This is a genomic window from Pedobacter sp. G11 (assembly GCF_003860265.1).
In the GTDB taxonomy this organism is placed as follows: domain Bacteria; phylum Bacteroidota; class Bacteroidia; order Sphingobacteriales; family Sphingobacteriaceae; genus Pedobacter; species Pedobacter agri.
In genome coordinates this window covers 772,032-783,172 of sequence record NZ_CP034190.1, presented here as the reverse complement: position 1 = coordinate 783,172, position 11,141 = coordinate 772,032, and the positions used below count along the sequence as shown (strand labels likewise).

The 11,141-nt window shown below is 37.5% G+C and carries 10 protein-coding genes; 6 read left to right on the top strand and 4 right to left on the bottom strand.

Going from position 1 to position 11,141, the window contains the following annotated elements:
• Nucleotides 1-13: 13 nt before the first annotated feature.
• Both dtd and EA772_RS03345 read left to right on the top strand, forming a co-directional pair.
• Entirely contained in the window at nucleotides 14-466 is a 453-nt protein-coding gene (dtd, locus tag EA772_RS03350) for a D-aminoacyl-tRNA deacylase (protein ID WP_124911173.1), read from the top strand.
• Nucleotides 467-469: 3 nt separating this feature from the next.
• Nucleotides 470-796, top strand: a complete 327-nt coding sequence (locus EA772_RS03345) for a nucleotide pyrophosphohydrolase (RefSeq protein ID WP_124911172.1) — start codon at nucleotides 470-472, stop codon at nucleotides 794-796.
• A gap of 5 nt (nucleotides 797-801) precedes the next feature.
• Here EA772_RS03345 and EA772_RS03340 read toward each other — a convergent pair whose 3' ends face one another.
• Complete coding sequence (locus EA772_RS03340) at nucleotides 802-1,104, bottom strand: DUF4286 family protein (RefSeq protein WP_010599060.1); 303 nt, start codon at nucleotides 1,102-1,104, stop codon at nucleotides 802-804.
• 87 nt (nucleotides 1,105-1,191) lie between these two features.
• On the opposite strand from EA772_RS03340, the gene EA772_RS03335 reads away from it, so the two are divergent.
• On the top strand, nucleotides 1,192-1,746 hold the full coding sequence (locus EA772_RS03335; protein WP_124911171.1) for a GNAT family N-acetyltransferase: 555 nt from the start codon (nucleotides 1,192-1,194) through the stop codon (nucleotides 1,744-1,746).
• An 8-nt stretch (nucleotides 1,747-1,754) separates the two neighbouring features.
• Here the strand turns inward: EA772_RS03335 and EA772_RS03330 are convergent, their stop codons facing one another.
• The gene (locus EA772_RS03330; RefSeq protein WP_124911170.1) at nucleotides 1,755-3,578 is read right to left on the bottom strand and encodes a tetratricopeptide repeat protein; all 1,824 of its coding nucleotides are present in this window, start codon (nucleotides 3,576-3,578) and stop codon (nucleotides 1,755-1,757) included.
• 266 nt (nucleotides 3,579-3,844) lie between these two features.
• Between EA772_RS03330 and EA772_RS03325 the strand changes: the two genes are divergently transcribed.
• The 3 genes from EA772_RS03325 to EA772_RS03315 all read left to right on the top strand — a co-directional run bounded on the left by EA772_RS03325 (nucleotide 3,845) and on the right by EA772_RS03315 (nucleotide 8,194).
• The gene (locus tag EA772_RS03325; protein ID WP_124911169.1) at nucleotides 3,845-5,731 is read left to right on the top strand and encodes a prolyl oligopeptidase family serine peptidase; all 1,887 of its coding nucleotides are present in this window, start codon (nucleotides 3,845-3,847) and stop codon (nucleotides 5,729-5,731) included.
• Between the two features lie 3 nt (nucleotides 5,732-5,734).
• Nucleotides 5,735-7,402 (top strand): sensor histidine kinase KdpD, encoded by a 1,668-nt coding sequence (locus tag EA772_RS03320; RefSeq protein ID WP_116169138.1) that lies wholly within the window; start codon nucleotides 5,735-5,737, stop codon nucleotides 7,400-7,402.
• A gap of 102 nt (nucleotides 7,403-7,504) precedes the next feature.
• Nucleotides 7,505-8,194, top strand: coding sequence for a response regulator transcription factor (locus EA772_RS03315; RefSeq protein WP_010599064.1), 690 nt, complete (start codon nucleotides 7,505-7,507; stop codon nucleotides 8,192-8,194).
• A gap of 104 nt (nucleotides 8,195-8,298) precedes the next feature.
• On the opposite strand, the gene EA772_RS03310 is transcribed toward EA772_RS03315, so the two are convergent.
• Together EA772_RS03310 and EA772_RS03305 are read right to left on the bottom strand one after the other, a co-directional pair.
• A complete protein-coding gene (locus tag EA772_RS03310; protein ID WP_124911168.1) occupies nucleotides 8,299-9,567 on the bottom strand; it encodes a metallophosphoesterase in 1,269 nt (422 codons plus the stop codon).
• 86 nt (nucleotides 9,568-9,653) lie between these two features.
• Nucleotides 9,654-11,141, bottom strand: coding sequence for a sigma 54-interacting transcriptional regulator (locus EA772_RS03305; RefSeq protein ID WP_124911167.1), 1,488 nt, complete (start codon nucleotides 11,139-11,141; stop codon nucleotides 9,654-9,656).

Here is an 11,141-nt window from a genome sequence, read left to right as displayed (position 1 = left end):
AAAGTAATATAAAATGCGAGCGGTTTTACAAAGAGTTACACAAGCAAGTTGCGCTGTTAATGGAAACATTACCGGCCAAATCGAAGCTGGGTTTTTAGTTTTGTTAGGTATCGAAGATGCGGATAACAGTGAAGACCTGGATTGGCTTGCTCAAAAAATTGTAAATATGCGTGTTTTTAGTGATGAAAATGATTTAATGAATAAAGCATTAGCAGATGTTGATGGCGATATTTTATTAATTAGTCAATTTACGTTGTTTGCATCAACAAAAAAGGGGAATAGACCAGGTTTTACCAGAGCGGCAAGGCCTGAGGTAGCCATTCCACTTTATGAAAAAATGATAGAAAAGTTAGCTTCATTAACAGGTAAGAAAATTCAAACCGGGATTTTTGGCGCTGATATGAAAATTACCCTGGTAAATGATGGGCCAACAACCATTTTGATTGATACAAAAAATAGGGAATAGAAGATGACCATTAACGAAGCACAGGAAACCGTAGATCAGTGGATTAGAACCACTGGTATTAGATATTTTAACGAGCTAACCAACACCGCCATTTTAATGGAAGAGGTTGGAGAAGTTGCCCGAATCATGGCCCGAAAATATGGCGAACAATCTTTTAAAAAAAGTGATGAGGATGTAAACCTTGCCGATGAAATGGCTGACGTAATGTTTGTGTTGATTTGCCTGGCCAATCAAACCGGGATTAACTTGACCGAGGCGCTGGAAAAAAATCTCGAAAAGAAAACCATCCGCGATGCGGACAGGCATAAGAATAACGAGAAATTGAAATAAGTAATTTAGTCTACATATTCCATTAACGTTCGGTATGCCACAAATCGGTTTTTAAACTTCTCGTTTAACTTTTCTTGTAAAACCGGGGCATAAGTTTTTTGGTATTCATTGTAGTTTTCTAAGGTTTCTGCGATATATTGGGCACAATAGGTAACCCCTTCATTTGGCGAATCCACAACTTTTAACAAACGGTTAGAAACAAACATGCCAGTTGCCAATACTTCCGGAATGTGAATTTCCTGCATCCACTGCAACCATTCTTCAGCAGCAGCATCATCTAAAATCAAAGTAACATTGTATAAAAACATGCTGCAAAGATAATAAATGTGTCTAAGTAAAATGGAGGTTCGCAAACGGATTTCTTATATTCGGCTTTTACTACTTTTAGCATACAAATGATTGAAATTTTAACGTCAAACTCAACGAAAGACCTGGAAGGGATTGTTGCGCTTCAGAAACAAAATTTAAGAACTGATTTATCTCCGGAAGAAATTAAGGAACAGGGTTTTGTGACCGTTTCGCATTCGCTTGATGATTTGGAAAAGATGCACCAGCATGAGCCAAACGTCATTGCTAAAGATGGAAATCAGGTTGTGGCCTACATATTAGGAATGACGGAGCAATCGAAAAACGATGTTCCTCGATTGGTAGAAATGTATGAAAGTTTTGACCACATTGAATACAAAGGTAAATCTGTTGCCAACTATCAATACATCGTTGTTGGACAAGTTTGCGTGGATAAGAATTATCGTGGACGAGGGTTATTTGACAGATGCTATGAGGCCTATAGAGCGTATTTTAACAAAAATTATGAATTCGCAATAACAGAGATTGCCAGCATTAACTTACGTTCAATGAAAGCCCATGAACGTATCGGTTTCAAAACTATTTATAGTTATACGGATGCTTCAAATACAGAGTGGAATGTGGTAATTTGGGACTGGATATAGTTTATTTGTTAAACCCCATCACCTCTTAAGTTTCTAAATCTTTTTCTTGCTTCTGCACTAAACATACTTCCGGGATAATCCGTAATCAGTTTTTGAAAATAAAGCTTTGCCTGAACGATGTCATTTAATTTTTTCTCATACAAATCGCCCAGCGTAAAAAGGGCATCGTCCGTCCAAATCCCATCTTTAAAATTTTCTGCTAACTTTTTAAGGATGTCTGCAGCACTTTGAAAATCATTTGATTTTATTAATATTTTCGCTTTCGTCATCAATACGGCATCTTTTAATCCATTTTCAGGAAAAACAACGGCAATGCTATCTAATTTACGAATGGCTTGTGCAGGTAAATTTCTAAAAACGAGCATTTCTGCATCGGCATACATCTTCAAAGCATTGCTGTCGGTTGGTGTTTGAATGTTGTCTGAAATTAATAAGCTTAAATTCAACGCGTCGTTTGCAATTAACTGTGAAGTAGCGGCCTTTAGCACCTGGCACTGACCGCTGCTGTAATCAAAATTACCTTGATAAAATGAAAGTTTAGCGCTGCGAAAACGGGCTTCGTTGCCTATAGGCTGACCTTCAAATTGTTTGCTTACTTGCTCATAAACTAAAAACGCCTCCCAGGGTTGGTTGGTTAAAATGTATATATCTCCTAACTCAAGCTTTAATTGCCCGAGATCTTGTCCATTCAATCCGGGCATTTGTAACGCCTCTTCAAGGCCTTTCTCTGCCTGTGCCGCTTGATTTAGATAGTATGCTTGCAGGTTTGCCAACCTTTTAATGGCAAATAAGGTGTTTTTATTTTTGCCATTTTCATCCAGTAAAACCTGAAAGTCTTTTGCCAACAGATCGAGTGCTGCTGTGTTGTATTTTCCAGCAGTTTGGATATTATACTTGGTATTTAACAGCTCTATTTTCGATGGAAGATAATATTGATTCTCTTTACCCTTTGTTAACAGGTATTCGTAAGCTTTAATTGCGGTTTCATAAGCACTGTTATCTACAAAAGTATATATGGCATTAAAAAGTGTGCCTCCATCAGCTTTTGTTCTTTTATCGAAGGCAATTAGCTGGCGCAACGCCATATCGTATTGCTGCTGTTGAATATAATTCCAGGTTAGCAGCTGTATATAGATTTCGGCATCAGGATCTTTTTGTATTTTTTTAAGAATTCCAACCTGAAAGGTTTGATAATCTGCTTTGTCATCAAAAATCATTGGCAAAACAGCCTGAGCTTGTGGTAGCAGCTGAGGGATAGTGGCTAATGCATCCAGGTATTCCTGCATTAGCATGGGCTTATCTTTTTTAAAGCGATAGATATTTAATAATTCATAGGTAAATAATTCATTGTTTCCCAGAATTTTTCTCCCCTGTTTAAACGTTTGGACTGCAAAATCGTAGTTTTCAAATCGATAAAAGTTATTGGCCAGGTTTCGGATTTTAAATTCATCTTTGGGCAGTTTATTGATAATATCACTAAAAATCTTATTTCCATTTTGAACGTCTCCCTTTTCCTGGTATAGTTTTCCTAAGGCAATAGGATAAGCATCGTTTTCCGGATGCTGCCTCATTAGTTTTTTAACTGTTTTTTCGGCAACATCATAACGTTTTAATTTGAGCAATGAATTAAAATAAATATCGAAATACCCTTCGCTATTGGCACCAGAAAACATCTTCTCCAACAAAACAACTGCTTTTTCATATTCCCCGTCTCGGTAGTACTGAAAAATCAATGGCGTATCATCTGCAGCGATTGAGGAGTTGGAACGTAGAACCTGTGCCTGTACGCTTAAAGTAAATGCAAAAAAGACTAGGATGATCAATCTATTCATTATCCTCATTATAAGCTTTAAATGTAACTAAAAAGGATGAAAGCGAAAACTTTGAACAACTAACGTTGCCTAAATGGATTTAGTTTAGAGCAGAGTGGTGCCATTTTAATTCCAATAATAATGTTACCTGCATTTTATTTTGTCTCCATTTTATAAATACTAAATTGAGCCGCAAGCTGATTTCAATCAGTAAGTAACATTGTTGGTGTAATGCGTGGTTAACTAACCGGGATATTTATTTTTGTCATCCCGTGAGAAAATTGTTTATGTTGAGAAGAATTATTTTATTCGTATTAGTGGCTTCAATTTGGGGGTGTAAAAGTTCCCGGAATGAGCAAACTATACCTGTAGATGATTTTTTTAAAACTTTTGATAAGGCTTACTATCACATTTCTCCAGATGGTAAAAGTTTATCGTACCTGAAATTGCAAGACCGGAAACTAGATCTCTTTGTAGAGGATCTGGCCACCGGAAACAGTGTGCAGCTTACGCACTTAACCGAAAAAACAATAAGTTTTCATTTCTGGACCAGCAATAACGAACTGATTTATTATACAGAAGATGAATCCAAGGACCGCCGGTCAGACATTTTCGTTATCAATAAAGATGGCAGTAAACAAGTGCAGCTAAGTGCGAACGAGAAGACGCGGCTGCGGGTAATTGAAGATCAGCTGATAGATGATAAATACATCGTAGTTGCTTCGAATAAAAGAGATTCTACGGTTTTTGACGTATACCGCCTGAATGTACGTAACGGACAAATGGATATTGCTGCCAAAAATCCGGGTAATATCACAGAGTGGATGACCGATCATAAAGGCGTATTGAAAATTGCTGTAGCCAGTGATGGCGTGAATGAAACCCTTTTATACCGCGAAAATGAGACGCAAACTTTTAAGCCGGTTTTAACCAATAACTTTGAAACTACTTTTCAGCCAATTGCCTTCTCAGAAGAAGAACCGAACGTACTTTATGCCATTTCAAACGTAAATCGTGATAAAAATGCTTTGGTAGCTTTGGATTTAAAGAATGGGAAAGAAAAAAAGGTATTGTTTGCAAATGATACACTAAATGTTGTTGATGCAAGGTATTCGCGTACGCAAAAAAAGATGTTGTTCGTAACCTGCGAAACCTGGAAGAAGAAAAAATATTATCTCGATGATCAATCTAGAAACACTTACAGTAAGATCGATCAGCTTTTGCCAGGCTCTGAGTGGCGCATCATGGAGAAGGATAAAATGGAAAATGTTTTTGTCATTAGAACATTTACAGATAAAAACCCAGGTTCATATTATCTGTACACCGCCAGCCAAAATAAACTCAGAAAACTAACAGATATTAATTCTGCCATCAATGAAGAAATGATGAGCGATATGAAGCCCATTAGTTTCAGAAGTAGAGATAGTTTACATATCAATGGCTATCTCACCTTACCACGAAATAAAAAAGCAACTAATTTACCGGTTGTGGTTTTGCCTCATAATGGCCCCGGCGGGAGAAACAGTTGGGGATACAATGCTGAAGTGCAGTTTCTGGCAAGCCGTGGTTATGCTGTTTTGCAGGTTAACTACAGAGGATCAACAGGCTATGGCAAATCTTTTTATGCAGCCGGGTTTAAGGAGTGGAGTGATAAGATACAGGAAGATGTGAATGATGGCGTACGTTGGTTAATAAATAAGCAAATCGCGAATCCGAAAAAAGTAGCCATTTACGGAAATGGTTTTGGTGGTTATATTGCACTAAATTGTTTGTATAAAAATCCTGATCTTTATAGTTGTGGCGGATCAAATTCAGGCGTAATCAATTTATTCAGTTACCTGAAAACGATTCCTCCGTTTTTGAAGTCGAACCTGCAGATGTACTATGAAATTTTGGGTAACCCTGTTACAGATACTGACTATATGCGTTTCGCTTCGCCTGTTTTTCATGCTGATCGTTTTAAGTCGCCCTTATTTATCGCACAAAACCCAAAAGATCCGAGGGTAAACGTAGCAGAAGGAGTTCAGTTTATTAAAGAATTGAAAAAGCGAAATGTACCTGTTACGTATATCGAAAAAGAGGAAGGACCCAATCCGGTATTACGCCAGCAAGGTAGAACGGCTTTGTATAAAGCTTTGGAAGAATTTTTAAAAACAAACTTGAGTAAGAAATAGGTTATGGCCCTGGATAAGAAAAGTGGTTACCGGAAAAATTCCTCGCTTGGCGTTACCTTCATTATACTCATCTCCATTCTATTCATCCTCTCTTTATTTTTAGCGTTTAACTACAGTAAAAAATCTATTGAGAACGAATTTGTATCTGAAAAGGTGAATGTTTTAGAGCAAAGCATCAAAGCCTATAACGATTTCTTTCAGAATAAAATGCCCGAAATATCTTATTATAATGGGTTTTTAGATTCGGCAACTGCTGCAAAGTTTGTTGATACGGTAACCATTAAATATCCATTTATTGCAAAGGTTACTTTTTACGATACCGAAGTGAAAAATATTCCGGTGAAGGATGGGATGAATGTTGGAAGTTTGTCCATTGGTCCTAAATCGATATTTCAGTTTGGTAAAACCGTTTCACCCGATTCGGTTAAGCTGTTTTCAGAGTACGATACGCGTTCATTTAAAGTTGGCGATGATTTTAATGCCATGGCCTACAAGCTGGTTACTTTTGTAGATCAGTTAGATACCGCTGCAGTTCCCACTCAGGAAGAATTGTTCACTAATTTTTCGGTAGTTAAATCAAATAAGATTACCTATCTCAATATACCGAGACGGGAGGATTTGAAGATTTATAAGGATATGATGCGCCGTAAGCTTGATCCTTTGCCGGTTTATCAGCAAGACATGCTGGTTTTTCAGCTTGATCCGAACAAAATTAAAGTAATCAATACGAGACCTTTATTGTATCAAAAGATAGAAGTAGAACCTTTAACTTATGATCCGATTGATACTTCGGACGAGAACATGACCACCGAAATAGCACTTCCGGGTGCATTTTCTGATTTCAAACTTTATTTCACTTCATCTAAATCATACATCAAAAAAGAAATATTCATTTATTTCATGCCAATTGCGTTGGTCTTGTTGCTGGTTTACGGTGTGTTGCTATTGGTTGCTTTTTTGATTTACCGCAATTTGAACATCAATAGCAAAATGTTTAAGCTCCAGTACGATTTTGTGAATAACCTTACCCATGAGTTTAAAACACCCGTGAGTGTGATTAAGATTGCAGGAAACAACATTAAAAGTGCCACAGCGCTAAGCCAGAAAGAACAGCAGCTTTATGGTAAGATTCTGGATGAGGAGGCCGACAAACTGAATGGTTTGATGAATAAGCTGCTAGCCTTTACACAGATTGAGAACAAGGCAATTAAGTTAAATCAGGAGCAGGTTAATATTGAGGATTTTATTGAAAGTACAATTGAATCGCACACCTTGAAACATCCTGATTTCAAAATCACCTACGAGGTACTTGGCTTTAAAAGTTTTATCACCGATCCGGTATTGTTAGGCAGTTTGTTTGATAACCTGGCTGAAAACGCTTATAAATATTCAAAACCTGCAAACAAAAAGCTGCATATCAGTGCTAAATTAATTAAAGGTGTTTTGGTCTTTCGTTTTACTGATAAGGGAATTGGCATTCCATCTTCAGAATTAAACAATATCTTTAAAAAGTTTTTTAGAATACAGAATGAATACAACCAGATGGGAAGTGTGGGCTTGGGTTTGGCTTTCTGCAAAGAACTGGTTAACTTTATGCAGGGAGAAATCTCTGTAAAAAGTAAAGTGGGCAATGGTACAGAATTTAAAATTGTGCTGCCTTATAACAAGTAAAATTGAAATAATTTAAAATGTCGTAAAGTTTAAGTGTGATAATATTACCTGGCAACTTGAAATATTAAACCTTAAAACGATTCAAAATATAACAACACACAAATGTCTAAAGAAGTAAAAATATTAATTGTTGAGGATGATGAAAATCTTCGCTTTTTAGTGGCCCATCGATTGAAGACTGAAGGCTATAATGTATTGGAGGCCAACGATGGTGAATCAGGCGAGCGAATGATTATTGCCGACCAGCCAGATATTGTATTGCTGGACTGGATGATGCCAGGCAAGCAGGGCGCAGAAGTTTGCGAAAATGTGCGTAAGCAAGGTTTCGAAAATCTGATTATCATGATGACTGCGAAGGCGCAGGATGTAGATAAAATTGATGCGTATAATTTCGGTGCGTCAGATTATATCACGAAACCATTCAATATGGATGTTTTGGTGGCGATGCTGGAAAGCAAGGTGAAGTTTATTGTAAATAAAGATACTGCTGAAATTCACCGTTTTGGTAACATGGAACACCACCCGAATATTCATACTTTGTTCAGAGATGGGAAGAAAATTGAGTTGACGATCTTAGAGAACCGTATTTTACTCTACTTCTTGCGTAATCCGGGTAAAGTGATCAACCGTGATGAATTAATGCTGGTGGTTTGGGGTTATAACTCTGATGTGAACACCCGTACATTAGATATGCACATTGTTCGTTTGCGTAAGAAAATCGAATTGAATCCAGATAATCCTCAATTGCTGCAAACCGTAAGAGGCGTGGGATATCGCTTTAATGCAGGATAACGAATTAGTGAATTATTGAATGAGTGAATGATTGAATAAGTGAATGTTCTTGCGTTTGGCAGACAATTTTCACTCATTCAATCATTCAAAACTCAATCATTTTTTTAAGCTCTCTTCAAAGTGAAAACTGTGATCTCCGGCAAAACCCCAACTCTGCCTGGGTAGCCTAAGAAACCATAGCCAACATTAACATACAATTGTTGTTTCTGTTCCTGGTATAAGCCAGCCCATTCTTTATAAATATATTGAACCGGGCTCCATTGGTACTCTTTTAAGCGAACACCAAACTGCATGCCGTGGGTGTGTCCGCTAAACATGGCGTCTATCTGTGGGTATTTTTTCAGCACCTCTCCACGCCAGTGCGAGGGATCGTGACTCAATAAAAGTTTAACAGGCAAATCATCGGTATTTTGTACAGCCAATTCCATTTTGCCATATTTTGGAAAACGACCCATACCCCAATTTTCGATACCTAAAATGCCAATTTCCTCTCCATCAACCTTAAGCCTGCGGTTTTCGTTCATTAATAAATCGTAACCCATAATCTTATGTACATCAACCATGTCCTTCAGGTTTTTAACCTTTGCAGGTGATGATTCTTTACCAAAATAATAATCACCATAATCGTGGTTGCCTAAAGAAGAATAAACGCCTAAAGGTGCTTTAACTTTCGAGAAAATATCCTGATAATCTTTCACCTCATTGGTTAGATTATTCACCAAATCACCGGTGAAGAACACAAAATCAGGTTTCTCTGCAAGCAGCATCTCTACGCCACCCTTCACCGCTGTTTTGTTATAGAAACTGCCGGAATGGATGTCAGAAATTTGTGCCATGGTAATTCCGTCAAAGGCTTTTGGGAGATTTGGAAGAATGAGATTTACCTTTCTAATCTGATAATCATATGCGCCTGAAATAATGCCCCAGCTCAAAGAAGTTAAAGGAACTGCCGCCGCCACTAAACCAGCTTTAACCAAAAATTCTGAACGTGATATTGATTCTTCGGTTTTTAAATTGTTTGGTTGTGGAGATGTTGCACTGTCAGGTTGAGCTTTGGATGGTTTTCTAAATAACTTAATGAAAAGCCTGCGTAAATCATCAATTAATAAAAAAGGCAACATAGCCATTTTGCAGGCTACGGTTAAAAAGAAAGCCACTAGTATAATAGCCCGAAGAGTTAAAAACAGATTTAGGAATATCCCAGCAAAAACACCTACAATTAATAAAACGCTGAAGGTCCAGTAGAAAATCCCGAAAACTTTCTTTGTTTTTGGTTTCCAGTTCTTAAATACTGCCATCAAGGCATTGAAGCAATAAATATCGAAGGCGGTAATAAGTATGCAAGCAGCAATAATGAAGGGTAATCTTCCCATTTAAATGTTATTAAAATAAAAAAGCTTTAATATTTCTCTCTTATTAGAAAGAAATATCAAAGCTAGTAAAATGTATAATTTAATTGCTATCTGAAATCGTCTTCATCTTCTTCCTCGTCAAATTCAGCATTGAATAAACTGCCAAACATATCAGAAAATCCGAAACCGCCATTCAGATAATTTTTACTCAATTGAGAATATTCTGCCAGGCCATGCAGTACAAACTCCATCAGTAATAAAGTTTGATTTTCGCTTAACTTCGGGTGGAATTTTTTAACGGTATCATACAAACTTGGCACCAGCATCAAGGCTTTTTTGTACTGCGAATTGGTTAAAGTATCTGTTATATCAACATTGTTTCCTTCTGTAAACCACTCTGTAATTTCAGTATAGGGATTGGCCGTTTTAGTTTTTTTTGCTTTTTCCGGATCAGGAAAATAACGGGCAAACAAAGTTTTTACCGCTTTGCCGATTAAGGTAGTGGCTACATGAGCCGGGCCTTCCAATTCACCTTCGTAAACCAACTCTATTTTACCGGTAATGGCAGGGATAATTCCAGCCAAATCAGATAACCTAACGAAAGTGTTTTTCTCCCCAGAAATCAACATTCTGCGTTCAGCGGTGCTGATTAAATTCTCGAAGGCCGAAATGGTTAATCGAGCCGAAACTCCTGATTTTTGATCAATATATTCACTTTTACGGGCTTCAAAAGCGATTTGCTCAACTAAATCTTTTACCAGTCCGTCAGCTTCGATATTTTCTTTTTGGGCTGCGGTAAGTTTCGCTTCCTGGAAAGTAATTTTACGCGAAACTTCTATGCTTTTTGGGTAATGCGTTAAAATCTGGCTTTCAATTCTATCTTTCAGTGGGGTAACAATGCTGCCCCGATTGGTGTAATCTTCAGGGTTTGCTGTAAACACAAACTGAATATCTAAAGGTAAACGTAACTTGAAACCACGAATTTGAATATCCTTTTCCTGAAGCATGTTAAATAATGCTACCTGGATACGGGCCTGTAAATCTGGCAACTCATTGATCACGAAAATACTTCGGTGCGCCCTGGGAATTAATCCGAAATGAATTACCCGTTCGTCATTATACGTTAACTTTAATGTTGCCGCTTTAATCGGATCAACATCGCCAATTAAATCGGCAACGGTAACATCTGGCGTAGCCAGCTTTTCTGTATAGCGTTCGCTGCGATGCAACCAGGCGATTTCAGTTTCATCTCCTTTAGTTTCAATCTCATGCTTGGCATACCACGAAATAGGATTTAAAGGATCATCAAAAATCTCGCTTCCGGCAACATAAGGAACATATTCATCTAATAAGTTGACCATTAAACGGGCAATACGCGTTTTCGCCTGCCCACGTAATCCTAAAAGTAAAATGTTATGTCGGGAAAGAATTGCGGTTTGAAGTTCTGGAATAACGGTTTCATCGTATCCAATAATTCCTTCAAACTCCGTTTTTTTATCACGTAAAACTTTGATGAGGTTTTCGCGAAGTTCTTCTTTAACTGATCTTGATTTATAATTTGTGGCCTTTAACTGGCCTAGAGTTGTGTTTTGCAT